The organism is Candidatus Binataceae bacterium (assembly GCA_035294265.1).
Taxonomy (GTDB): Bacteria; Desulfobacterota; Binatia; order Binatales; family Binataceae; genus DATGLK01.
Map to the genome: position 1 here is coordinate 24,093 of DATGLK010000004.1, position 24,772 is coordinate 48,864.

The 24,772-nt window shown below is 63.7% G+C and carries 15 protein-coding genes and 1 tRNA gene; 4 read left to right on the forward strand and 12 right to left on the reverse strand.

Annotated features, from left to right (window positions below; genetic code table 11):
- Positions 1-63: 63 nt before the first annotated feature.
- The 8 genes from VKV28_00355 to VKV28_00390 form a co-directional block, all read right to left on the reverse strand.
- Positions 64-3,201, reverse strand: coding sequence for an error-prone DNA polymerase (locus tag VKV28_00355; GenBank protein ID HLH75230.1), 3,138 nt, complete (start codon positions 3,199-3,201; stop codon positions 64-66).
- A 9-nt stretch (positions 3,202-3,210) separates the two neighbouring features.
- On the reverse strand, positions 3,211-4,707 hold the full coding sequence (locus VKV28_00360) for a DNA polymerase Y family protein (GenBank protein ID HLH75231.1): 1,497 nt from the start codon (positions 4,705-4,707) through the stop codon (positions 3,211-3,213).
- A gap of 13 nt (positions 4,708-4,720) precedes the next feature.
- Positions 4,721-5,536 carry an ATPase domain-containing protein gene (locus VKV28_00365; GenBank protein HLH75232.1) on the reverse strand — a complete coding sequence of 272 codons (816 nt, stop codon included), beginning with the start codon at positions 5,534-5,536 and terminating at the stop codon, positions 4,721-4,723.
- A 261-nt stretch (positions 5,537-5,797) separates the two neighbouring features.
- Positions 5,798-6,520 (reverse strand): FkbM family methyltransferase, encoded by a 723-nt coding sequence (locus VKV28_00370; GenBank protein ID HLH75233.1) that lies wholly within the window; start codon positions 6,518-6,520, stop codon positions 5,798-5,800.
- A 261-nt stretch (positions 6,521-6,781) separates the two neighbouring features.
- Positions 6,782-6,856, reverse strand: a tRNA-Val gene (locus tag VKV28_00375).
- A gap of 266 nt (positions 6,857-7,122) precedes the next feature.
- Positions 7,123-9,396 (reverse strand): adenylate/guanylate cyclase domain-containing protein, encoded by a 2,274-nt coding sequence (locus tag VKV28_00380; GenBank protein ID HLH75234.1) that lies wholly within the window; start codon positions 9,394-9,396, stop codon positions 7,123-7,125.
- 164 nt (positions 9,397-9,560) lie between these two features.
- Entirely contained in the window at positions 9,561-13,265 is a 3,705-nt protein-coding gene (locus VKV28_00385; protein HLH75235.1) for a hypothetical protein, read from the reverse strand.
- Between the two features lie 11 nt (positions 13,266-13,276).
- A complete protein-coding gene (locus tag VKV28_00390) occupies positions 13,277-15,061 on the reverse strand; it encodes a hypothetical protein (protein ID HLH75236.1) in 1,785 nt (594 codons plus the stop codon).
- A 238-nt stretch (positions 15,062-15,299) separates the two neighbouring features.
- On the opposite strand from VKV28_00390, the gene VKV28_00395 reads away from it, so the two are divergent.
- Positions 15,300-15,905, forward strand: a complete 606-nt coding sequence (locus VKV28_00395; protein HLH75237.1) for a multiheme c-type cytochrome — start codon at positions 15,300-15,302, stop codon at positions 15,903-15,905.
- A gap of 33 nt (positions 15,906-15,938) precedes the next feature.
- Here VKV28_00395 and VKV28_00400 read toward each other — a convergent pair whose 3' ends face one another.
- From VKV28_00400 to VKV28_00410, 3 genes are read right to left on the reverse strand one after another with little or no spacing between them, the layout of a single operon-like run.
- Positions 15,939-18,233 (reverse strand): NAD(P)-binding domain-containing protein, encoded by a 2,295-nt coding sequence (locus tag VKV28_00400; GenBank protein ID HLH75238.1) that lies wholly within the window; start codon positions 18,231-18,233, stop codon positions 15,939-15,941.
- Positions 18,230-19,150 carry a hypothetical protein gene (locus tag VKV28_00405; GenBank protein ID HLH75239.1) on the reverse strand — a complete coding sequence of 307 codons (921 nt, stop codon included), beginning with the start codon at positions 19,148-19,150 and terminating at the stop codon, positions 18,230-18,232. Before VKV28_00405 ends, VKV28_00400 begins: the two co-directional genes overlap by 4 nt.
- 30 nt (positions 19,151-19,180) lie before the next feature.
- Complete coding sequence (locus VKV28_00410; GenBank protein HLH75240.1) at positions 19,181-20,791, reverse strand: cyclic nucleotide-binding domain-containing protein; 1,611 nt, start codon at positions 20,789-20,791, stop codon at positions 19,181-19,183.
- 144 nt (positions 20,792-20,935) lie between these two features.
- On the opposite strand from VKV28_00410, the gene VKV28_00415 reads away from it, so the two are divergent.
- From VKV28_00415 to VKV28_00425, 3 genes are all read left to right on the forward strand, one after another.
- Entirely contained in the window at positions 20,936-22,471 is a 1,536-nt protein-coding gene (locus tag VKV28_00415; protein HLH75241.1) for a heme-binding protein, read from the forward strand.
- 384 nt (positions 22,472-22,855) lie between these two features.
- Positions 22,856-23,446: a FecR family protein gene (locus VKV28_00420; protein ID HLH75242.1), complete on the forward strand. Its 591-nt coding sequence runs from the start codon at positions 22,856-22,858 to the stop codon at positions 23,444-23,446.
- Positions 23,447-23,463: 17 nt separating this feature from the next.
- Positions 23,464-24,255, forward strand: coding sequence for a hypothetical protein (locus VKV28_00425; protein HLH75243.1), 792 nt, complete (start codon positions 23,464-23,466; stop codon positions 24,253-24,255).
- Here the strand turns inward: VKV28_00425 and VKV28_00430 are convergent.
- Complete coding sequence (locus tag VKV28_00430) at positions 24,239-24,646, reverse strand: hypothetical protein (protein ID HLH75244.1); 408 nt, start codon at positions 24,644-24,646, stop codon at positions 24,239-24,241. The genes VKV28_00425 and VKV28_00430 overlap by 17 nt on opposite strands.
- Positions 24,647-24,772: the final 126 nt, after the last annotated feature.

Genomic DNA, 24,772 nt, shown 5'->3' on the forward strand with positions numbered 1-24,772 from the left:
CAGCTACTTGTCCAATGAGCGCGTCGACGAGCGCGTTCGTCAGCGAAGAATCACGTACGCGGATCAGCGAAAATGGTGGGTGGCGGGCAGGTTGGCCGGCAATTTCAGTTCGGCGAAGCGCCGCCCGCGCAGCGCGCTGACCCCGTCCTGGCGCTGTACCACACCCTGGATCAGCAGGATCGGTGCACGATGGAGCAGTGGGCGATATTCCTGGAAAAGGTCGGGTGTCACGATCACGTTGGCGATTCCACTTTCATCCTCCAGGGTGAGAAAAAGAAAACCCTTGGCGGTGCCTGGCCGCTGACGCACGATCACCAGCCCTGCGACCTTGACCAATGCGCCCGGCGCGGCCGAAGCAAGATCGCTGGCGCGCAGGACGCCGCGCGCGGCCAGCTTTGAACGCAGATGGGTCATCAAGTGCGGGCCGGTGGTGAGGCCGGTTGAAGCATAATCGGCGCGGGTCTGCTCCAGCGCCGACAGCGGTGGCAGGTGGCTTCGCGCGGGCGGCGGTTGGCGACCGGCGAACAGGCCGCTGGGATCGCGGGGTAGGGCGGCGGCCTGCCAAAGCGCTTGGCGCCGCTCCAGTCCCAGCGTCGCCAAGGCGCCGGCATAGGCCAAAGTGTCCAGTTCGCGGGAATTGGGGGCGGCGCGGCGGGCCAAATCGGCTAGCGAGGCGAAGGGCGCGCCCGCTACGATCCGGTCGCCGACCTGGGCGCGCAGACCGGCGATATATTTGAGGCCCAGGCGCAGGGCCAGATGGCGGCCGGCAGGTTCAATCGTGCATTCCCAGCGCGAGCGATTGACGTCGGCCGGGTGGACTTCCAGGCCGTGGCGCTGAGCGTCCTTGACGATGGTGGCCGGATGGTAGAAGCCCATTGGATAGCAGTTTAACAAAGCAGCATAAAATGCTACCGGATGATGGCACTTGAGATAGGCCGAGGCGTAGGCGATAAGCGCGAAGCTGGCGGCGTGCGATTCGGGAAAGCCATAGAGCGCGAAGGAGCTGACGCTGGCGATGATTTGGTCCGCCGCCTCGCCGTAAATTCCATTGCGCGCCATCCCCTCGCGCAGCCGTGCCTGCAAGGATTCCATCCGCGCGTGCGAGCGCTTGAAGCCCATCGCGCGGCGCAATTCTTCGGCTGCGCCGCCGCTGAAGCCCGCCGCCGTCATCGCCATTCGCAGCAACTGCTCCTGGAACAGCGGCACGCCCAGGGTGCGGCGCAAGATCGGCTCCAGCGAGGGATGGGGATAGCTGACCGGGGCGCGGCCGGCGCGCCGCTGCAAGTAGGGGTTGACCATTTTGCCGACGATCGGGCCGGGGCGAATGATCGCGACTTCGACTACCAGATCGTAAAAACTGCGCGGCTGCATCCGCGGCAAGGTCGCCATCTGAGCCCGGCTCTCGACCTGGAAGACACCCACCGTGTCGGCTGCCCGCAGCATTTGGTAGGTGGCGGGATCGTCAAGCGGCAGACGGGCCAGATCGACCGTAAGGCCCTCGTGCTGGCGGATTAGCGGAATAGCCTGCTCCAGCACTGCCAGCATCCCCAGTCCCAACAGATCGACCTTGATAATTCCCAGGTCGGCGCAATCCTCCTTGTCCCATTGGATTACCACCCGCCCGGCCATCGAAGCCGGCTCCAGCGGCACGATCTCATCTAGCGAGCTGGCGGCGATAACCATTCCGCCGCTGTGCTGGCCCAGATGGCGCGGCAGATTCTGCATCGCGGCCACCAACTCCACCAGCATCCCGATGCGCGGGGCGGCAAGATCCACCCCGCCGGCCGCCAGCATCGCCGCCAGCTCGTCGCGGTCATCGCGAAATTCGTAGGCGCGCGCCAACTTGGCGATCCGATCGACCTGATCCGGTGTCAGCCCCAGGACTTTGCCCACCTCGCGCACCGCGCTGCGAGTGCGATAGGTGATCACGTTGGCGGTCATCGCGGCGCCGCGCGCGCCATAGCGGCGGTAGAGATATTGAATCACCCGCTCGCGCTGCTCGCCGCTGGGTAGATCGAGATCGATGTCGGGCCATTCACCCCGCTCTTCGGAAAGAAAACGCTCGAAGAGCAGTTCCATCCCAACCGCGTCCACCGCGGTAATTCCCAGGGCATAGCAAACCGCGCTGTTGGCGGCCGAGCCGCGCCCCTGGACCAGAATATTGTGCTCGCGACAGAACTGGACGATATCCCACACGATGAGGAAATAGCCGGCCAGCTTGAGTTTGGCGATCAGCGCCAGTTCATGCTCCAGTTGCTGGTGCACGCGCGGACCGATTTCACTCCAACGCTGACGCGCTCCCGCGTAAGTCAGCAATCGCAGATAGCTGTCGGGGGTTTGGTCAGGTGGTAGCGGATAATCGGGAAAGCGATAGCCGAGATCGGCCAACGTGAACTCCAGCCGCGCGGCCAGTTCGTGGGTCGCGCTTATCGCCTGGGGCAGATCGGCGAACAGCGCCGCCATCTCGGTCGGTGCCTTTAGATGGCGCTCGTGGTTGACCCATAGCGCGCGCCCGGCGCCGTCCAGCGTGGTCTTCATCCGGATACAGCTCAGGACGTCGAGTAGCGCCCGCTCCCGTCCGCCATGGCAGACGTCGTTGGTTGCGACGATGGGCAGCGCGACCGCCTGGGCCAGGGCGAGCAGGCGGCGGTTGAGCCGCTCCTGGTCGGGGTCGAGATGGCGTTGCAGGTCGAGGTAGAGATTGCCACGGCCGAAGGCGGCGCTCAGGCGCGCGCACAACGGGCGCGGATCCTGACCTTGCAGGAGCAGGCCGCTAATCGGACTGCGCGCGCCTCCAGCCAGGCAGACCAAACCTGCGCCGAAGCGTTCCAGATCCTCCAGCCGTACGCGCCCCTTCCCCTTGGCCGGATAGATCGGCGCGCTGGGATCGTCGTTCAGCGGGCGCAGCTTGGCGGCAGTGATGAGCCGGCACAGGTTCTGGTAGCCGGCGCGATGGGCGGCCAATAGATAGAGCCGGCTTTGATCATCGAGACTGATTTCGGCACCTACCAAAGGCTTGATCCCGGCGGCGCGTGCGGCGTGATAAAAGCGTGGCGCGCCGTAAAGCCCGTCGCGATCGCCCAGGGCCAGGGTGTGGTATCCCAGGGTCGCCGCGCGCTCAATCAGATCTTCGGGCAGCGTGGCGCCCTCCAGGAAGCTGAAGGCGCTGCGCGCACGCAATTCGACATATTGGAACGTCATCGAAGATCTTCAGTCGTAGATTCCATCCATGAACCAGCGGCTGGTGGCGAGATCGTGGTAGAGGCGATAAATCGCGCCGTCACTCAGAGCCATCTCGTAGTAATCGCGGGCAAAACCGCCAGTTGCCGGCCGATCCCACCATTCACCTTGCCGCCGCCACGGTCCCGCCATCGCGACCACGCGCGCGCTTATCCCCTCGCCGCGCACGAATTCGGGCAGCCCGCGTGCGCATAGCACCTCGACTGCATGAGCCGGTCGCAGCGCGCGAATTACCATGCAATTGAACTCGGCCGCCGGCGCGCTGGGTTGTGGCCTGGGCGGAGGGGGTGCGAAAGGATGACGTTCCAAAGCCTCGGGGCGATAGGAGTTGGCAGGGAGCAGAGTGCCTACCCGATCCGGACCGCACAACGTCACCAAGCGTGCCAGCGTGGTTTGCAACCGCTCCGGCGCGGGCGTGGGGGGTAGAAAAAGATCGCTTTGAGCCGGGCGCGGCAGGCTGGGCTGCGCGCTCAAGGTGATTTTCTCGACTCCGGCGAGGGGCGGCTGTTTTTCCAACTCCAGCAGGAGCAATGCCAGCAAAGGGCGCACTTCATGGGTGGGCGCGGCCAGCGCGATGTGGCGCTCGTCGTGGCGATGGTCGGTCAGGGCCAGCGACAAATTCAAGGCACCCACGCTCAGGCCGCGTATCCTCAGCCGTGCACTCAGCCGCTCCAAGAGCGCGCGCAGAATAAAGCTCAGCGGCCCCAGGCTCTCCAGCCCGTACTCCAGATCCATTCCCTCGATGAATTCTTCGGCCGCCGGCGTGCAGACCAGGACGGCGCCGTTACGATCGCCGCGCAGCAGATGGAGCAACGACAGCGCCTCGGGGCCCATCCTGCCGCCCAGCTCCGCGGCGTCCAGCCGCGCCAGATCGCCCAGGCGGCGGATTCCCAGCCGCTCCAGCCGCGCTTCCAGCTCGGGGTTGGTTACCAGCTCCAGCGGCAGCCAGTTGAGGAACTCCGCTTCCCGGCCAGGATCGATAACTCGGATCGGGCCGCATGCGGCGGCCAGCGCGGCCACGCTTTTGCTGGCCGCGATTCCCACCGCCGGCGCAATTCCTACCGCACGCGCACGGCGGACTAATTCGAGCGCCAGGAGCTGATCGGGGCCGTAAAGCGCATTGAGGCCGGCCAAATCCAGGAAGAGCTTGCCCGGCTCCGCTACTTCTATCAGAGGTGAAAAAGAGGCGGCGACATCAAGCAGGGCGGCCGCGGCGGCCTGCTCCAGGGCGGGTGCACGCGGGACCACTATCAGATCAGGGAGTACCGCGCGCCCTTGCGCCACGGTCATGCCGGTGACAATTCCTAGGCGCGCTGCCGCCGGCGCAACAAATCCCAGCGGCGCTCGCATCCCCGCCCCCAAGCTGATCGCGAAGGCTGCCTCTCGCAGCTCCGGGGCGGCCCGGCGATAGGCTGCCAATGGCAGGTCTTTGATCAGCAGACAGGCGATTCGTCGGCCCGAGGGCATGGCACGGACACCCTCAGGCTCGACGGGCCAGCGGGCGCGCTAAACCATTCCCGCGCCAAGCTGACGGTTCTATCGGTGCGGTCAAGCAATGCCATCGGGCGACGCGCGCACAGGGACCCAGCTTATTGCGGCTGATTAGTCCCGCTACCTCGATCCCATTAAACAGGGCGGGGCGAGCGGTAGCATTGATAGTTCCAGCTCGCGGCCACAATAGCTGTCCCCTTATATGGTCGCGATTGAAGAGGGGCTGCGTACAGCGCAATTCCAGGCTGAGGGCGGCGAAAGTACCGCATAGGGGACGGCGGGCCAGAATAATCAGCGCGCTGCCGGCGCGTTCGGCCAGCCGCGCCAACCGCAGCCCCACGCTGGGTGCCAATGGTGTCCGGCAGGGTTCCAAATCGAGTACGATCAAGCCGAAACCGCCGGCCGCAAGCAGCAGCTCGGTAGCCTTCAAGCAATTCTTTAAGATTGACGGAAAACACGGGCCTTCCTGAGCGTACATTGGAGGATTAACCCACAGAATCCGGCGTGCATCGCCGCCCCCCGCGATAATCGAGGCAGGATCGAAGGCGTTGGGCAGATCGACTATCGCTACAGTCTCGCCCGCGCGGCTGGCGGCGATAATGAAGCTGGCCCCCAGGGAGCTTTTGCCCGAGCTTGGACCACCGGTAAATTCGCTGATCCGGCCGCGGGGGATGCCGCCCTGAAGCCAGCGGTCGATAGGGCCGATTACCGCACTCAGGCGCCGCTGTTTGCGAGTTATTTCGCGCCCCCGAAAAACTCCAGCGATACTTGAGATATTCGAAGACTGGGCGAGCGGCGCTGCCATCCCGCTATTTTCGTTTTTTATTCGCTTTTTGTCAAACGCTCAGAGTTAAGTGCTTCCGCAGCGCTCGCTTCCTCTCTCTCCTTGGTCAGAGGGGAAAAAGATTGAGGAAAAAGCCTTTATCCAGTGCTGTTTTAAGTAGCGTGCCGATCTCGCCCCCAGCGAGTTCAGCTACGTTAGTGGCGCGGGCGGGCCCCTGCCCGCGCCAGCGATAGCGGGCACGGTGAGGCCCGCCCCAACCTGGTTGAGGTGGCCGTGGCGCCTTCAGCGCGCGCGCTCGAAGAGCGCATCCAGTTGAAGAATCTCACTGCTGCGCGGTTCGGTCAGCCATCCCACGGGGCGTAAAAACTTGAAACCGGTCTGCGCCATTATCTCGACCAGATCGAGGAAGAGGGGCTCGCCGTCGTACAGGGGGCGCAACGAGGTTTCGGCGATCACCCATCGCACCCGCGCCAGCATCGCGCTGGCACCCGCGATCACCTTGGCTTCATAACCCTGGACATCGAGCTTGAGCAGGACTGGCGGCGGGAGTTCCAGAGAGCCGAAGAATTGGTCGAGGGTGGATACTTTGATCAGGATAGACCCGACTTCACGGGCGTTCGGGAAGGCCTCGCGATGGCCCTGGCCCAGCGGCAGTAGAGAGCTTGAATGGCTGTGCGCATTGAGATGGAACTGGCGCTCTCCGGCAGCTTCGCCCAGCGCCAGGGAATGTGCTTCGACCTGGGGCAGCGAGGCGGTATTGCGTTTGAGCTGCTCCCAGACTTGTGGGATTGGCTCGAAGGCGTAGAGCTTGGAGGGCGCGAGCAGCTTGACGGCGGCGACCGCGAACTGGCCCGCGTTGGCGCCGACGTCGATTACCGTTTGTGGGTGTATATTCTGTCGGCGCAGCGCGTCCACCATCCGGAACGAGGTCAGTGAGAACTTCGGCCACTTACATAGCGCCCGCGCAATCCGTAATTTTTCCCCAATCTCAGCCCCAAAAATCATCGACGGCATCTTTTCATACTTCATGTCCGGGCGAAACGCCCAGGTAGGAAGGCAAACCCCGAGGTAAAGATCCTATGAGGATTATCCTGCGCGCAGTTATAAATGCTGAGCAAGCCGCCAACGGATGCTGCACACCTGGTGGCGCAGATGGTTACTAGCACGATAGCGCAAGCATGCAGGCCAACTCTCGCCACCGTGCCCTCAACCGTTTCTTCGGTGACAGGGTGTTTTGCGTGCTCGATTGCAGTACGTCTGCTGTCGTGGTGGGCGGTGCAGGTTTCGAACCTGCGACCCCCGGCTTGTAAGGCCGATGCTCTACCGCTGAGCTAACCGCCCACGGAATAACCTTCGCAACTTATCGCGGTTGCGACAACGTCGCTTGGCACCGCACGATTGACGCCACACCAATAATAGACGGCCGAAAGGAATTCGGCGACCCCGGCCCGCCACGCGGCCGCCTCCGAGTCGGAAGGCGTCAATCACGGGCGGGTAGAGAATCAGACCCGGCGGGCGCAAGCAACCTCTCGAGCCGATGACGAGCCGCATTGGCAAGCGGGGAAAGGCCCGGAGAAGACCATTGGCCAGCCCTCTGATCAATGCCCCTATTTGGTCTCCAGTTCGAATACGACCGGCTGCGTGGCAGGCGGAGGGCTGGGCGGCTTTTTACGCGACAGCCCTAAGCGCGAATTCCAGCCGCCCGAGGGCGCCACGGGCGCGGAGGCGGCAACCTCCATCTTGTCCAGGTAGAGACTGATAGCATGGTCGCGCGGATAACGTTCAGCCAGCTTGCGCATCGCCTCCCAGCCTTGGGGCTGGGAACCGTTGACTAGCTGGTGCACCGCGGCGGAGAAACTCTGATAGAAGCCCAAATCCAGCGAGTCTTTCGCGCGGCCGGCGATTTCCACGATAGCCACCGGATGCTGCTTGCCCTTGACCCGCACCAGACCCATGGTGCGGGTGATATATTCGCCCTGGGCTTCGGCGTAAGTCTGCTCGTTGACCAGAAACCGCACATCGAAGAAGCGCGTCAGGCCTTCGATCCGCGAGGCCAGGTTGACGGTGTCGCCAATCACCGAATAGTCAAAGCGCTGCTTGCCGCCGAAATTGCCGACGATCGCATCGCCAGTGGCGATACCGATGCCGATGGAAAGGTCGGCAAAGGCGGGAGCGGTTTGGCGCAATTTGTCCAGCGCCCCCAGCATCGCCAGCCCGCAGTCCACGGCGCTGCGCGCCGGGTTGGGCATGGTGGCGGGCGCGCCCCAAAACGCCATAATCCCGTCGCCCATCAACTTGTCCACCACGCCTCCGCTTTGCATGATCACGTCGATCATCGCGGTCATATAGGTATTGAGCACCGCCACCAGCTCCTCGGGCGGCGTCCGCTCGGCGCGGCTGGTGAATCCTTTGATATCGGCGAACAGGATGCTCAAGTGGCGCCGTTCGCCGCCCAGCTTGAGCGCTCGCGGGTCTCGCACCAGAGTTTCGATGACCGCGGGATGGAGATAGAACTCGAAGGCCCGCCGCAGGTAGCGCCGATCCTGCTCCTCGGTGAGATAACGGTAACTGCTAAGACCGCCGTAGGTGACGAAGGCGATGACCACCGGAGTAACCACTCCGACCATCAGGCCGTCGGCCAGAAGCAGGTGCTGTGCCGCCAAGTAGTAGAGTAGGCACAGCACCAGGGCGGCGGCGCCCGCCCAGGCGGCCGAGAGCAAGGCTACAGCCGCGCTCACCGCAAATCCGATCGTTAGCGCGCCCACCTGCTGCATTCCGGCCGTTACCGCGGTACGGCGGATGAAGTCCCCGACCAGCAGATTGTCGATCGCGTTGGCGTTGATTTCGACGCCGGGAAAGTTCGAGCCCACCGCGGTCGACCATTTGTCGCCCAGCCCCAGCGCGGTCGCTCCGACCAGGACGATCTTGCCCGCCAGTTTGTCGGCCGCCACCCGATGGGCCACGATGTCGCTGACCGAGTAGTAGGGGAAGGTGTAGGCGGGACCGCGGAAGTTAACCAGCATTTTGCCCTGATCATCCACCGGCACCTCGATCGCTCCGACCTTGACGGCGGCAACCCCGTAGTTCGCCAGCGTAAGCGAGGTCATCGCACCGCCCGCGTAGGCGCTGGCCAAGGCCAGGAACAGGGGCTCGCAGTAGCGGTCGCCCAAGCGGATCACCAGCATCTCTGTGCGAAAGATTCCATCGGGATCGCTGGGCGCGTCGATGTATGCCGTGCCGCGCGCGGCGCGGTTGAGCACCGGCTGGTTGGGCATGTAGGCGATCGCGATTGGCAGGGACGGACGTGGGCCGGGGGGAAGCCGTACCAAGCCGTAGGTCATCGGTCCCGGCGGCACCACATGGCTTAAAAATCCGGGGTTCACTTGGCCGCGGTTGTGGGAGTCCGGAAGCTCCAGCGGATAGCCGATAAAAACCTTTCCCTGCGCCTTTATCGCCGCGGCCAAGGCCGGATCGTTGGCCGGTCCCAGTGCCCGCTCGATAGGATCCAGCGGCGCTCCGGCCCGGCGCAGCTCCGTGATGATGTTGGCGCGCGCCTGATCGGCGTTGTCGGCTTCGCTGAAGACCATGTCGAAGCCGATGACCGCGACGTGATAGGCCTGCAGCGCCGAGACCAGCTTGGCGATCGTGGCCCTGGGCCAGGGCCATCGGCCCAGTTCGGCCACGCTCTTGTCGTCGATCGCGGCGATCGCCACCACACCCGTGGGCGCTTTGACGCCGCGAGCATACAGGCGCAGGTCATCGGCTTTGAGCTCGATGAAGTTCAGCAGCGTGGGATAGTGAGAGTTGAGCACAAACAGCGCTACCGTGATCGAAGCGCCTATGAGAAAGGTGCGCAGCCTGCCGGACAAAATCTTTGTCAATGCGCCCATCCGCTATTGAATAGTAGCTCTAACTGAATTTAAGCGCCAATGCCGGATTTCTGGTGAGGTTACGCTAAATTTGGATGCGTCAATTGCTTAAATACAAGACTCGCAAAAGACGGCCGTTGATATCGAAAGCAGAAGCTTGGCCGAATCGGATCTTCTCAATGGCGTCGCTGGGCCACGTCGCCGGCCGGGTCGGGTTGGTCGTTGACGATGTAGGGCTTGCCGTTGCGGATATATAGCGCGCGCATTTCAGACTGGGTGAACGGTCGCGCACCCAAGCGATCGAAGACTGCAATCTGATGGCCGCTCTCATCCACCGCCCGATCGCGATCGAGTCCCTTGGGCAGCGCGAGCGCGCGCCCCGAGGTGGGAAAGGTGGCTATCAGGCGGGGGCTTACGCGTGGTGAAAAGCCTTGGTAGCCGGGGGTTTCAGGTGACATCAGCTCAACCACGCGCAAGCCGTTTTTGCCGTCGGCCAGGTAGGCGAAAAGGCTGGCGTCGGTCATGCCAAGCTTGGTGTCGTTGAGATCATCGATCTGGCCGCCGGCGTTGAAGACCTGATCGATCTCGGGGTGTTCGGGCCGGCGCACGTTGACGATTACCAGCCCCTGCCGTCCCGCGGAGACGTAGGCATAGGTGCGGGCGACATAGATGTTCCGCGCGTCAGCCAGCTTTACCACTGCGCCCGGCACCGGCTGGGGATGATCGAGGTCGGTGACATCGAGTACTTTCATCCCTTCGGCATCGACCACGAAGGCGTAGCGGAACTGCACCTGGAGCGCGCGCGGCGCTCGCAGCCAGGGTGCGCCCAGCTCCGAAACCAGGCGCGGCCGCAGGGGATCGGCGATGTCGATTACCGCCAGTCCGCGCCGGCACAGCACGTAGGCATAATGGCCGACTATCGCAAGATTGAGCGCCCCGTTGAGCCGGCCTTGGGGATTGAAGGTCGCGCCGCGGCTGAGAAAATTGTTGTCCGGATTGCCGTCGCCCAAGGTCGCGACGTTGACCGTGATCAGTCCCTCATCGCGATCGGTGACGTACACATAGGCGTACATCGCGGGAATCGGCGCTTCCAGGTTTTGCGGCTGGCGGGAGCGGGCGGGGTCGATCAGCAGGGTGCTTGGAAGCGCGACGGCGGTGGCGAATCTGCTCCTGACGTAAGTGCGCTGACCCAGCGGCGAGACCGGAGCAGTGATGATGCGCTCGGCAAAATCCTTGTCATCGATATGGGCGATGTCATAGACCTCCAGGCCGCCCGGGCCGTCGGCGGTATAGAGGTATTCGCCGCGGTTCTGGATACTCAGACAATCGGCCGAGCCGTGGCGGTAGTTCTCGGTCAGCCGCCGGCCGGCTTTGACGAAGGCCGCATATTCGTCGGGATAGGCAAGCTGGTGCAGGTGGCTGCCGAAGACCGCCTGCGGCTCGTCGCGCTGGGTGACCGCCACGGCCTGCAGACCGTCGCGCCCTTCGGCGACCCAGGCGAAGCGGCCGATGAAATTGACGAAGTTGGTGCCCAGCATCAAGAGCTGCGCCAGCCGGGCATTATTGTCGTTTTCCGCCGACAGGTGGCAATCGGTGCAGCGCCGCGTCTCGGTGCTGCGCACGGTATGGGGCACGGCGGTGCTGAAGGCCTCGCCCGAGTAGCCGTCGGCCGAGACCGGTTGCTGTTGGGTGTAGATCACGTCGCGGCGGGCGTTATAGGAGCTGACCAGCACCGCGCACGAGGAGCGGGCGGGGGCGATCCGATTGCCGGTTACGACACCATCGCGGGCGAGCATGAAAACGTCGCTGCGCAGGGTTTGGAAGTCGTAACTGGTCCAGTTGCGGGTCATGTCGCCGTCGTAATGGAGCAGCGGCCGGCGCATGTTGGCCTTCATCGGCAGATGGCAGCCGAAGCAACTTGGTACCCAGGCCGAATGGCAGCTCTGACAGGTCATCTGGGAGAGCGGATGGGCGAGCTGGGAATCGGCAACCTTGAGGTCGCCCCAGGTTTTGCCGTCCTTCTCAATGGTATGGGCGTAACGGGCTGGCTCATCGGCGAGCCGGTAATGGGGCGAATGGGCGTCGTCCAGATCCACGAGTTGCGGTACGACCCATCGCTTGTAACCCATCGAGGACTGCTGGCGGATGGCGAAGCGAGTGTCGATAAAGCGGTTGCCGAAATCGGTTCTCCGGGTAGCGGGATAAGTGCGCATGTTGATCGGCCGCCCGTGCTCCCACCCGGCGTTGCCGCTGGCGGTCAGCGTGGCGCGCCGATTAAAGCTGCCGTGGCAATCCTCGCAGCGGATCGCGATGGCGTTGCGGACCTCGCCGTAGAGCTTGCCATTGCCGTGGGCGTCGAGCTCGAAGTGACAATCGGCGCATTGCATGCCGGCTTCCTGGTGAAGGTCGTCGAGCTTGACCGCGCGGCGCCATTTATCGGGCGCGCTGGAGGGAATCACGCGATTATTTGCGTCGAGCAGCCGCCCGCCTTCATCAAGCTTCCAGACGTAGCGAAAAATCCATCCATGGCCGTGGAAATCGGCAATCTGGACGTGCTTCAACTGGGGATTGAGCTTCGCCGAGTCGGCCAGGAAGGCCGGGTCCGACCAGCGCCCGCGTACCGCGGCGGCCTCGGGATTGGCCATCAGATCGATTGCGGTCTGGTCGGCGCTCTTGTGCGCGTCGTGGGGCGGATAGAAAAATTCGCCGTCGCTTTCGTTGTCCCACCAGATCGTCCCGTAATAGCTGTTGACCACGTTGGTGCCGGGATGGACGTGGCAGACCACGCATTGCGAGGAGGGGATCGCGTCAGTGAATTGATGGCGGATAGGGAAACCCGAGACGTGATGGTCAATCGCCTGGTCAGCGGAAAAGCTCCGGCCGAGGTTGCCGTAGCGAGCATATTTGGCCGAATGGCTGGGATCGCGATCGTTGGCGTAAATCACATGGCAGGCGCTGCATCCGCTGCTGCGGAAGTCGCCGGGATGGTCGTTGGTGCCCAGCATCCACAGCGTGGGATCGAGCAGGCGAGTCTTCTGCAGGCTTAGAAATACCGGATCGGTGCGCACCTCGGTGCCTAGGCCACGGCTGCTCAGCCGATCGTTGCCGCGCTCAAAGACGCGCAAAATATTGCCCGGCTGGGAGATTTCGAAACGCGGCAGCGGATCGAGAAAATCGAGCACGCCGTGCGCCAGCTTATCGGCCGCACTGGGCGGCGGCAGGGTACGGACCCGCGCCGGGCGTCCATCTTCGGTATAAGCTTCGCCAAAGCGCGCGATCTTGGAGGGATACTCGCCGTTGTTGTAGAGCGCCGCCTCCCACAGCATCGCTCCGGTCGCCATCATGCTCTTGCGTACGTCTTCCACCTCATCGACGTGGCAGCCGGCGCTGCCGCACGCCATCCGCGCGGCGCGCAGGTCGCCGGGATTGACGAAGCGAACGAATTGGGGCGATTCGTCATTGAGCATCGCGTACGAACGCACCGGCATCCGCCCGTCGGCGGGCCAGTCGCGGGCGTACAGGGGCTGGACGTGGGCTGCCTGCTTGAGGCTGGCCTCGGGGTTGCCGCCGTGGCAATCGGTGCATCCGATCGGCAGTCCCTGCGGATGCATGTCCTCGATCCCCCGATGGCATCCCGAGGCGATACAGCCCTTGCTCTTGCGATCGGCGGCGGCCTGAGTCTGTTGGGAGATGTCGGGGGGAATGAGCGGCTTTTGGTAAGCTCCGCGGTCGGGCGCGGGCCGCTCCCACAGCATCGCGCCCGGATCAACCGCCGGGTCCGGCGCCGCCGCGCGGCGGGCGAGCGCCCGGCCTACGCCCACGGCCATCGCCAGGGCGCAAGCAAGGATCACCGTCGCAAACTTTGCCCGCGGGCCTGCCATCGCCGCCCGCTCTAGTAGGTCACCGTCATGGCGGTAAAGACCGAGTACAGTTCCTGGCTGGTGTAGATCTGGCTGAAGCCGCGGTCCGGGGTGAAGAGCGCGCCGCCGACCTCGAAAATCACGTTGTCGATGAGCAGCGGCCGATAGATCAAGCCCACGCTGGTGTCGAACCCCATGTCGCGGCTGAGGTTGTTCTGGTGGAGCAACTGTTCAAGCACGCCGACCGCGGCGAACTGGACGTAGTTGAGATTGACCACCGCGGTCAGCTCGGGGGTCAGCCGCGCTTCCAGGCCGAGGTTATAGAGCAGCAGGCCCGGATTGACGAAGTTGGCCTGGCCCTGAAGTTCGGAGCTGCGCAGGTTGGGCAGCAGGCTGAAGGGGCTTTTGAGCGCAACCCCGGTGGGCGGCAAGCCTATCCCCTCGCGGCTCCAATAGCTGAAGGGGGCGCCGGCGAAGTCGGGACTGTCGAGGATGGCGTCGAAGCCGGTGGCGGTATGACTATTGAGGTTGCCGTCTCCGGAGGCGTAGAAGAACGATACCTTGTAGGTCAGCCAATCGCGCGGATAGGCCAGTTCGAGCGCCGCCATTTGGGCGTTGATGTTGACCGCGTGGCCGGCGATCTGGTTGAAGCTGTCGCTGCCGACGGTTTCATAAAAGGCGTGACTTATCTCGATAGGGCCGATATGGCCCTGGCCGGTGAGGCCGAAATAAGCCGCGTTGATAGTATGCGCGACGACGCTGCCGACCAGAGCCGGACGCACCAGGAAACCGTTGTTGTCATAATGGAAGCCGCCGGCGTCGTGGTTGTAGTCGAAGTCCAATTGCGCGTCGTAGCCGGAAAAAAAGAAGTCCTGACGGGTCAGGTTGGCCACCACCACCTGTTGGCCGCGGGTCCTGAAGACCGTGTTGAGGCCGCTGTTGGTGTCCTTGTCGAGCTGCTCGAAGAAAGCCAGGTTGTAGTTGATCTTGTTGTCGTCGTAATTGCCGAACAGGCGCACGCCGGGTTCCTGGTCAACGTAAATGAAGCCGCGGAAATCACTGACCAGGGGCTGAATCCCGGCGCGCGCGGAGACGAAATCGTAGTTGGGGCTCAGGTCCAACAGCTTGTACTGAAAGAACAGCTCCTGGATCCCGACATGGCCGTCCAGGCGGGTGGTGCCGTCGGCCGGGTTGACGTTGACCACCCCGCGCTCGGAGACGTCGAGATAGTTGACATTGAACACCGGAGTGAAGCGCAGCTCCCAGTCCAGCGGCTTGAAGCCCGCATCACCATGGAAGAGGTCGAAGGAGGTGATGAAATTCTGTTGCAGCGAGCGCTCATTTCCGCCGCCAAAAAAATTCTGAAAACCGGGCGTCGGCTGCGCGCTGACCCCGCTGGCGGTGGGCGTGCGATCGAACTGCGCGATCGTGTCGCTGACCGCGGTGAAATCGAAAAAAGTGTGCTGGCCCCAAATCGGATAGTCACCCTTGATCACGTTCTGATCGTACGGGTCCCACCAACGGCCCAGCCGGTAGGGATATTCGCCCGGCGTACCGTTCACATAGCGGTTCCAATCCGGGAACCCTATCCGCCACCGATCTTCGAATGGGATTAGGCCGCTGCTTGCCGCCCACGCCGGAGGCTGAAACGACCGCAGGCCAGGGGCCGCGAAACCCAGGGGCTTGAGCGCCGGCGCCGGGACGTTCCATTCCGCGGCCTGCCGACGCATCTTTTGCGTCTCGGGGTCGACTGCGCTGGGAGAGGGCGCGGCGGAAGGTGCGGGGCGGGAGCTGGCGGCAGGGATCGTGGCATCCATTGCGGCCGCATTCGCATAAGCCCCGGTAAATAGCGCGGTAAGAACCACCAGCGCGAGTCGCGCATGCCGCGAAAGAGGCTTTTCCGATCCTGTCGCCACAACCGAATGCGCGAGATCTACTTCTCAGGTCATGTTAGATCAAGAATAACGCGATGAGCACCCTGCCAGATAAATTTTGCAATATGTAGCGAAGTCTAGTAGAAACATCTGCCGATGGCTAGGAAAAGGGGCTTTGGGCATGAAGTTTCTCTGCTTGACGATAATCGGGCTGGTTGGGTGTGTCGCGCTTGCGACAGCGGCTCACGCCGCCGACCATCAATATGTCGGCTCCTCTCAATGCGAAGACTGCCACGGCCGCAAAGAGGCCCTGACCATCATCGGCCCTAACGGTCAGAAGAGTAATCCGATGGAGATCTGGAAGCAGGATCCCCATCGCAAAGCCTTTGATGCATTGGAAAGCGATTGGGGCAAACAAGCCGCCAGAAAGGTTGGCTTGGCGGACGGACAGGCGGACGGTGCGATGTGTCTAACCTGCCATACTACCGGTGCCGGCAGCGACAGCGCGCCTGATCCGACCGAGGGGGTCTCCTGCGAGGCCTGTCATGGTGCGGCTTCGGACTGGGTGAAAAAGAACGTGCACGGCGAGATTGGCAACGACCCGGCCAAGATGGCGGCGGCGGTGGCGGCCGGCATGCTCGACCTGCGCAAGATGGCGGTGCGCCAGAGCAATTGCGAGAACTGTCACGTGATCAAGCGCCCCTGCTATCGGCCCAGCGAGCAGCCCTTCAGCGTCCATCTCGATCGCAAGTTCAAGCATTGGCAGGACAACATTCCGGTGCTGTGAGCCGACCGCTCCTCGGGGACGGGCGATTGCCGTTCACCGCCCCTTGCGCTCCATTTGGATGCCGATCGATTCCATGAACCGGGTGGGCAGTTCGGCGCCCAGCATCGCGAACACGCAGTCGTTGTCCAACTCGGTGGGCTCGGTGATGACTATCGCGTTGGCGCCGGCGCTGAGTTCGCCGCTGCGCGCGGCGCCAAAGGGTTCGAGCACCACCTTGCCGGGCGCCAGCCCGGTAAGCGCGCTGGCAGGATAGATGGTTATCAGGCCCTGGCGCTGCAGTTGGCTTATCTTCTCGGCATTCTCCGGCGTGACCGGCGGGCCCAGCGCGGGAGTGCGGAACGAGTAGCTGACGATGTTGTGAAGCTGAGGATCGGCCAGCGCCTGGGCGACCTCGGTGCCGGCATTGCCGCCGCCGACCACCAGGAGCCTGCGGTTTTGGAATTCGGAAGGCTCAATCAAACTGTAGAAGACGCGATCGGGGGTCTCGCCCGCAAGCTTCAAGCGGCGCGGCGAGCCGCGCAGGCCGATGGCCAACACGGCGTAGCGCGCCTGGTAGCTACGGGAGGCGGAGGTGAGGATCTCGAAATAGCCCTCGCGCGCGCGGATTGCGCTGACCTCTTCGCGTTCGTTGATGGTGATGCCGGTCTCGGCCAGGATCCGCTCCCATTCCTTGAGTAGCACCTCCTTGGAGGTGTCCCCTTCCATGAAGAACGAGCCGTATTCGGCGACCTCGATGGCGGTGCTTTGGACGAATTTACCCCGCGGATAGTTGCGAATCGTGCCGGCCGCGGTTTCCTTCTCCAGCGCCAGATAACTCAGCCCGCTGGCTTTGGCGGTACAAGTGGCGCTGATCCCGGCGGGACCGCAGCCGATAATCGCCACGTCATAGATCTCGGGCGCCGGCGTTCGCGGGTTGAATTTGAGCTGGTTGGCAATGAACTCTACCGCTTGGCGGCCAGAGCGCATCGCCAGATTGATCGACGCGGTGCCGGCCGTTTCGCCGACCACGTAAAGCCCTGGCACCGTACTCTGGTAGGTATCGTCCAGCTTGGGAACCTGTTGGATGCGTGGCGCGATGCCGCCTTCCTCGCCCGAATCCCCGCTGACCAGATGCGGGATGGCGCGCAAGTAAACCAGCGCCAACAGCGATGAAGCGAGCAGCCCCAGCAGTCCCAGCCACCAGGGCTTCAGCGTGGTGGGTTGAAACTGGAAGCCGCTCATCGAGCCCCCGGAACGTGACAAGACCGGCAGGTAGAGGACCAATTGCAATCCCGTGCCGCGCATCCGGGGCGAGCGCAATGGCGCAGGGCGGTTGAAATCGTAAGACGGCGCCGAACCGTAGCGATGAAACGCATGGCATTGGGTGCATTCAACCGTCCTGGCCTGCGCCCGGATGGGCGCGGGGCCGGCGGTCGCGGCCAATACCACGTCGCGCCCCAGCGCGACGCGGCGCATCGGCGCGGATCTTTCGGGCAAGGGCTGATGCGCATGGCAACTGAAGCAATTGAGCGTCTGGCGCGACGGAAGGTCTCCCACACGGGTGCTGGTGGCAATCGCCATGTGGCATCGCTCGCAGGCCGAGCGCAAATGGTCGGCGGAGTGGTCGAAGCGGGCGTCGAGGTGCTTCAGCCTGATCATCCGCCAGTATGCCAGGAAGCGGGGCGCGCTCCCCACGCTGGCGGGAAGATTGAGATAGCGATCCTGCGGATTCAGATGGCAACCGGAGCCCGCACAGCTACTCCAGGCCAGAACAAAACGTGCCGGCGCCGCGGGCGCTGAAGCACGTTGCACGACGTGACAGCTCTGGCAGGCCGGCGCGGCGCCGCGCTTGAGCAGCAGTTGCAGATGCTGTCGATGGGAGTATCCGATCTTGAAGGCGTGAATCGAACCGTAAGGGCGAATCAGATCGCGCCGGCTCCGGAAGGCGTGACGCTGCACCTCGGCCAGCGAGGGATGCTGATGACACCAGGTGCAGGCGAAACCGGCGGCGCGCGGCAGGTCGAGGGCTCCGCGGTGATCGACGTGGCATGAAAGGCAGGCAAGTTGGTCATTCATTCCCGCCAGATGAAAGCCGGCGATCAGCCCGCCATCCTTGTCGTCAAGCGCGCTGCCCGCGTGCGGGTTGTTGGGCATCGCGCCATGGCAAGCCGCACATCCGCCGTTGTCCGCCGCGCGCCAGGGCTGATGACACGCGGCGCATTGAGCGGCAAAGGACTGATGGCCCGGGAGCACAGAGCCGGGAGAATAGCTGCGATGGACCGCCAGAAGCGCGAACAGGCTCAGGGCAGCGAGCGCACCGGCGGCACCCAGCTTAGCGCGCAGTTTCATAGGCCAGCGAAATAGAACACTGCCAGGACGTGAAACACGACCAAAACGCCGGTCAGTGCCGCGATCGCGAGATGAAAGCCCAGCCAGCGGGTGCCAAACTCAAGGTTGAAGGCGTTCTGCTCGAGGTTGACCTTGTGCGCGGCGAGAGCGCTCAGCTCATCCCACAACTCACCATCCTGCGTAAGTTGGCCACGATAGCGCGCAAGTTCGGCTGCACAGCTTACGCCCGCGTCGCGGCCCCGAAGCGAGGCGGCCAACAAGGCGCGCCGGGGCCAAGTGCCGACCAGGATGGGTTTGACGTGGCCGAGATAGGCGCCGATCAGAGCTTCACTGTGGCCCAGAATTTTCTCCTCGGCCTGGGCGAAGAGCAGGTTGATCGCGCTCTCCACATCGCCCAGCCGAACCTCGCGGGCGGCCCGATGGGTCATCGCGGTCGGAAGAAAATCCTGCAGCAGCGCGCCAAACAGGCCGCTTGCCAGCAACGTGACTACCGCGAAGGCTAGAACCGTCTCCAGCGGGCCCATCAAGTGGGTCTGGGTGTGCCACCACAGTGGCAACAAGGCCAGGATGCCGGCCGCGACGTGAATCGCGCGCCGGGTTTCCAGCCGGTCCCAGAACCGCACCAGACGGAACAGCGGTGCGGGAGTGACACGCTGGGCGAGAACCAACATATGCAGGCCGAGCCAGGTAAAACGTTTGCGCACGCTGTACCATCCGGCAAAGACGAACGCGGCTAAGGTGATGAAGCCCGAATGGTAAGCGCTGAGGTGGAGGGCAAACGGCTCGGTCAGGTGATGCGCCACCACGACCACTATCGAGCAGAGCACGATGAGCGGCAGCAGGCGAATTGAAAGTAACTCGCGCAGGCGCGCGGCACGGCGACTTACCTCCAGCCTGGCCGTGACCGTAGCGTTCATTGCTCCCCGGACGCTCTTAAGTTGAAGCGCTCAACCGTTGTCGCCGTGGGCCTTGCTGACCCGCGAGCCGATGGAAAGCGCGCCGGTTTGAGCAAACAGGGCGGCGGGATCGATGCGCATCGCAGCCCCGGTCGGACAGCTGTGAACGCAGCCCATAAAGGGCAGACCGTCGCACAGGTCGCACTTGATCGGATAGGAGAGCGGAACGTGCGTGCGCGCGGAACTCGGCTGCGCCGGCTTGTCGGCCGCGCTCCGGTTGCGGTGGAGGATCCGGCGCCACAAGGCGGGCGCGAGGTTCTCGTAGCGACGCTCGCGCCAGGCCGCGGCTACCCGCGCCCACCATGACTCGGCGTCGTGGCGGGCCAGCGGACGAAAGATCCGACGGTTACCGGTCGCACGCTGCTTGCGCGCCTGCGCGGCGTCGAACCTGGGGGTCTCGATCATCGCGATATTGTCGTAAGGGCAGGCGATGGCGCAGTTGGCGCAGCCGATACACTGGTCGTATTGGAAGAAGATTTCACCGCCCGGCCGTCGTTTGACCGCGCCGGTGGGACAGGCACTCATGCACCGCGGGTCGTCGCAATGGCGGCAGGCGGCGGGCACCAAGTACTTGCCCAGGGTGATCCCGGTGCGGATGAGGCGGCTTTCGCCATGCAGGGTTCGGCAGGCCGTGACGCAGGCGTCGCACTTGATGCAGCGCTCCAGATCCATCACCAGCAGCGCGTCGGCCTGGATCATCCCGAGCTGGCCGCTAGTGGCCAGCATCGCCGATAGCTCGGGGGTAATCTGCTGCTCTTCGCGCCGGCGCCGTTCGATTAGGCTGAACAGGCGGCGCTCCACGTCGGGAAATTGGCGGCACAGGTCGAGGAAGTCGGCGCGCCCGATCCTGAGCAATTCGCACTTGCCGGCGGTCAATACGCTGGCGTAGCGCCGCCCCTCGCCCAACAGCGCCATCTCGCCGAAGTATTCGCCGGCCCGCAGATAGGCGAGCACCCGCGTGCTGCCATCCTCGCGCTGGCGGACCACCTGGACGAAGCCGCTGCGCACGACATAGAAGGCATCACCTTCGTCGCCCTGGCGAACGATGGTGATACCGCGTAGGTCGTAGCGCTGGAGTTCGCAATGAGGGATCAGGCGCTCGATGAATTCGCCACTTACGCCCTCGAACAACTCGACCTCGGCTGCCAGGACCCGCACCGCGCGCTCACGGTAGCGCTCCATCAGCAGCTTGCGCGCCTCGGGATTAGCCTCGATGAACTTCAGCGCGTGGCTGGCGACATAAAGAATCTCGGCGCCCGAGGGGCCGGCTACGATATCGGTGGAACGCGGCAGTCCACTCAGCGCGCCCAGTTCGCCGTACATGCTTCCCGCGCGCAGGGTGGCGACCCGCGTGCGGCCTTTACCCGCGACCTCGTCGTGGAGCTCAACCGTGCCCGACAGCACGAAACATAAATCGAGTTCGTACTCGCCCTTGCGGCAGATGAGCTGATGAGCAGTGAAGGCGACGATCTTGATCGCGTCGCTCTGCTGGTAGGCGCTCAGAAAATTGTCGGCCTGCGGGGGGGTGAAGTGGCAGTAGGGCTCAATCGCCGCAAGCCTGCGCCACACCTCGGCGGGGGGCAGTTTGTCTGACTGGGCCACGAGCGTTAGGAGTGAAGCCTGCCCGATTCGGGAGCTGCTGTCAAATGACTTTATATATGGTGTATTTTGTTACAGGCTTCGATTTTGGTTAGCCTGTGGCATCATGGTGTTATTGTCGCCAGTTGCCCCTGGGCGGAGGCTGAGGTGAGAAAACTTCGGCTGCCGGTCGACTTGATGATCTGCGCCGCGCTGCTGTTGGGACCAAGCGGATGCGGCGCCGGTGGTGGAAGCGCCGCTGGCAACGGCACGCCACCCAGCGCCGCTGTGATTACCCCGCTGCCTACCGCTTTGCTCACCGCTGGAGATGTGCGCAACCTAATCGCCGGGGCGGTGACGCAGGCGGTCCGCGACGGCCAGCCCGAGGTCATCGCGGTGGTCGATCGGGAAGGCAGCGTGCTGGGTGTTTTTGCCATGGCCAACGCGCCCGCGGTCAGTCCCGACGGCGACCCGATCAACGCGCTGATCAACGGCGGGCAAAGCTCGACGATCCAAATCGCGATCGAGAAGGCCCGCACGGCAGCTTTTCTATCCAGCGACCAGAACGCCTTTTCGACTCGCACCGCACTCGAAATAACCCAGCCCCATTTCCCACCCGGGGTGGTCAACTCGCCCCCTGGGCCGTTGTTTGGCCTGCAATATTCCTCGCTTCCCTGCAGCAAGGTGCAGCCTAACGGCAATGGCCTGACAGGGGCGCTGGGTGGAATTCCGGTCTATGTCAGCGGAGCGCTGGCTGGCGGCATCGGCGCGGATGCCACCGGCGGCGAGGAGGACGAGGTGGTGGCGCTGGCTGGGGCGGACGCCGGTTATGCGGCACCGGCCTCGATCGTCGCCAGCAACGTGCTGCTCGACGGAATCCGCCTAGACTGGATTGGCGAACGCACACCTAGTGCCTTGAGCCCGATTGCTTTTGGCGCGTTGCCTGGGACGATCGCGCCGGCCTACCCGGTGCAGGCCGCGCCACCGCTCAGCTTCCCGCAGGCTACGCTGGCAGGAGTTCCGGGCGAACTCCGTTTTCCGATCGTGAGCAGCCCGATGGCCGGTGGACTTACCGCCGGTGACGTAACCACCATCCTCACACAGGCCCTCGAGATCGAAAGGACCACGCGCAGCGCGCTGCGGCTGCCAATCGATCTGCCGGTCCGGATGCAGGTAGGCGTCACCGACCTGCAGGGCAATATCCTGGGCCTGTTCCGGACCAATGACGCCACGATGTTCAGCCTCGATATCGTGGTGCAAAAGGACCTGACCGTGACGGCCTTCAGCGACCCTGCCCAACTCTTGGCGCAGCAACTGGAGCAAACCCTCGGCGCGCCCCCGGGGCTGGCGATTACCACTCGCACCACCGACTTTTTGGCCCAGCCCTTTTATCCGCCCGGAATCGACGGCACCGCCCCGGGCCCGCTCTACCAGATTCAGCAGCAGTTCTATGCGCAGAATCCAACCGCCTGCCTGCCCAGCGGGGAGGGGCTGACAGTATTTCCCGGTTCGGTGCCGCTATTCAAAAATGGCGCCTTGGTGGGCGCTCTCGGGGTCAGCGGCGACGGAGTCGATCAGGACGATTATGTGACGTACTTCGGAGCCCAGGGCTTCCTGCCGCCGCCTGGCCGATGGGCCAGCACCATTACCTATCGCGGCACCCCGTTACCGTTTCTCAAGTTCCCACGCCAGCCCAACCTCTGAAATCGGCGCGATGCGCTTAAATGGCGCCTACTGATCGGTTCGATAACTAGGCGTGCGCGCGATGGCAGGTTGCTAGGCAACGTCCCGCTGTCCGTTGGCGAGCGCTGTCCCAGGTAGCTTTTATTAAGGGCTGTGTGGTTCAATAACAAAAAATTTGATTCATTGTGAAGGATAATAATCTGGATATATAGTGAGTTATTTGCTAAACACTGTAAGGCAGTGGTTAGCAAGCGAATGCAAAACAAAGCTGAATTCGCCCTCTGCCTGCTTGTTTCGTTGATGCTTTTCTTGCCGGTTAGTCCTAGCCTCGCTCAAACTCCGGTTGGACAAATTGCCGATGTTTCGGGCAGTGCCCATTTGAGTCGGGGGAGCAGCACACTTGCGGTGGTTACTGGAATGCCGGTGGCGTTGCGCGATCGTTTGACCACCGATGCTGGTGCCCACTTGGCGATCGTGTTGGCGGATAACAGTCGGTTGGAGCTGAGCGAGCAGAGCGTTCTGGTCATCGACGAGCAGGTAATAGGTCCCGGTGGCCGGCAAAGCACCACCATTGGCCTGCTTGGTGGGCGGGTGGATTCGCTGGTTACCGCCGCCCTGCGCAGCGCGGCGCCGACATTCCAAGTACAAACCCCCAACGCGATCGCAGGCGTGCGCGGGACTCAATTCAGCGTCGCTTTCGCTCTGCAGTCGCCGGTTTGCGGCAACAGCCCGTCCAGCGACGTTGCGGTTGACGTTGGTCTGGTGCAGGTTGCGGCGCGGGCGGCGCCGGCCGCCACGGTGCAGGTCGAAGCGGGCTACGAGACGGTGGTGTGTGGTACGCGACCACCGTTGCCGGCCGGACCGCTAGGCATTGCCGGGATGGGAGGCGTCGGGGTGGGTCCCGGCGGCTATCCCGGCGCGGCACCGAGTATCGGTGGCGCCCCGCCGCCAGCCTGTCCGGTTTGTCCCGCCTGTACGGTCCCGGTGAACCGTTAGTTCAGGGAGCCAACGCCATGAGAGCTTTTCAACCACAGAGAATAGGCGGTCAGATGGGCCGGCTCCTGATGATGGTCGTTATCTTTGCATGGGGGGCATCGGTTGCCTATGCCCAAGTGCCCCCAGCCGCGATCTTTTCCACATACTTCCCCAATTTCTTCAACCTTCAGGAGCCCGGTACCCTCAGCCTGACTATCTTTGGCGGCGGCTTTGTTAGTGACCAATACGCGGTCACCCAGGAGGGCTTTCAATTCGAGCAGAGCATCACCCGTTACATCGGGGCGGTGGTCCGGACCACAGGCTATCAGCTCTTCATGGGGCAGGGTTTCGCTGATCCGCTCGCGCCCAGCACCGGCCATTCGGCGCGCTTCAACTTCGGCCGCTTCCAAGGCGGCGTTGACCTGACGGTGTGGAACAACACTCACCTTTACCTGTTGGGCGGGGGCGACGCAGGTGACAGTAACGCGGCCGATATCGAGGGCGACCTTTCAACCTGGCTGATTGCGCATAGCCGCCATCCACTCAATCTTCTGGTGAGCGCGGTCCACGACTATCAAAACGGGGTGACCAGCAGCTCGATCGATTTGCGCACCGTGCTGGCCTCGACCGAGGATTACCTGCTGATGGCCGGGGGCGGCGGCGCGATCTACGGCGGTGGTTTCGTCAGTTCGGTGGCCGGCCAGGGCGGGCCCGACCTGGGGCTTTATTACCGGCCCTGGCACGCCGGGATCGACGCGCAGGCCGGCTACGGCACGGCTCATCAGTACGGCCAGATCATCCTTTACAAGCAGTTCAACTGGGTCGAGTAGGCGAAGCCTTGAAGCGGTTACCGAAGATAGTCAGAGCGATCCGGGTTCCTGCGCGCCGCCGCGCACGCGGTTGGGACGCCGCGAGTAGCCGCCGGCACGGATTGCGAGCCGCGGTCACCGCGGCGGTGCTCGGTTTGGGCGCGGCGATGCTGTTGAATGCGTGCGATCCCTGCCCGACCTGCGTGGCGATCGCCACGCCGACTCCAACCGCGACGGTCACGTTTGTGCCGACGGTCACACCCACCTTACGGCCGCCCAGCCCGACTCCCACGGGCGCCGCGACCCCAACCGCGACGGTCACTACCGCGCCCACGCCCACGCCGTCGCCAACGCCGACGCCCACGCCGACGCCGTCGCCCACGCCGACGCCGAGCCCAAGTCCCAGCGCCACTCCGACTCCGACTCCGACCGCGACGCCTACGCCCGCGACCCCGTTCGCACCCAGCGTAGCGGGGCTGTACGCTTTCCAGACCGGTTCCTCCGCTCCTTCGCCGCAGATCGTCGAATACTCTACAAA

What these genes read in the sequence shown, in the direction of transcription:
- VKV28_00355 (HLH75230.1), bottom strand. Translation starts at nt 3,201, where the DNA reads ATGACGTTCCAATATGTCGAATTGCGTGCGCGCAGCGCCTTCAGCTTC.
- VKV28_00360 (HLH75231.1), bottom strand. Translation starts at nt 4,707, where the DNA reads ATGCCCTCGGGCCGACGAATCGCCTGTCTGCTGATCAAAGACCTGCCA.
- VKV28_00365 (HLH75232.1), bottom strand. Translation starts at nt 5,536, where the DNA reads ATGGCAGCGCCGCTCGCCCAGTCTTCGAATATCTCAAGTATCGCTGGA.
- VKV28_00370 (HLH75233.1), bottom strand. Translation starts at nt 6,520, where the DNA reads ATGATTTTTGGGGCTGAGATTGGGGAAAAATTACGGATTGCGCGGGCG.
- VKV28_00385 (HLH75235.1), bottom strand. Translation starts at nt 13,265, where the DNA reads ATGGCAGGCCCGCGGGCAAAGTTTGCGACGGTGATCCTTGCTTGCGCC.
- VKV28_00390 (HLH75236.1), bottom strand. Translation starts at nt 15,061, where the DNA reads ATGGATGCCACGATCCCTGCCGCCAGCTCCCGCCCCGCACCTTCCGCC.
- VKV28_00395 (HLH75237.1), top strand. Translation starts at nt 15,300, where the DNA reads ATGAAGTTTCTCTGCTTGACGATAATCGGGCTGGTTGGGTGTGTCGCG.
- VKV28_00400 (HLH75238.1), bottom strand. Translation starts at nt 18,233, where the DNA reads ATGAAACTGCGCGCTAAGCTGGGTGCCGCCGGTGCGCTCGCTGCCCTG.
- VKV28_00405 (HLH75239.1), bottom strand. Translation starts at nt 19,150, where the DNA reads ATGAACGCTACGGTCACGGCCAGGCTGGAGGTAAGTCGCCGTGCCGCG.
- VKV28_00425 (HLH75243.1), top strand. Translation starts at nt 23,464, where the DNA reads ATGAGAGCTTTTCAACCACAGAGAATAGGCGGTCAGATGGGCCGGCTC.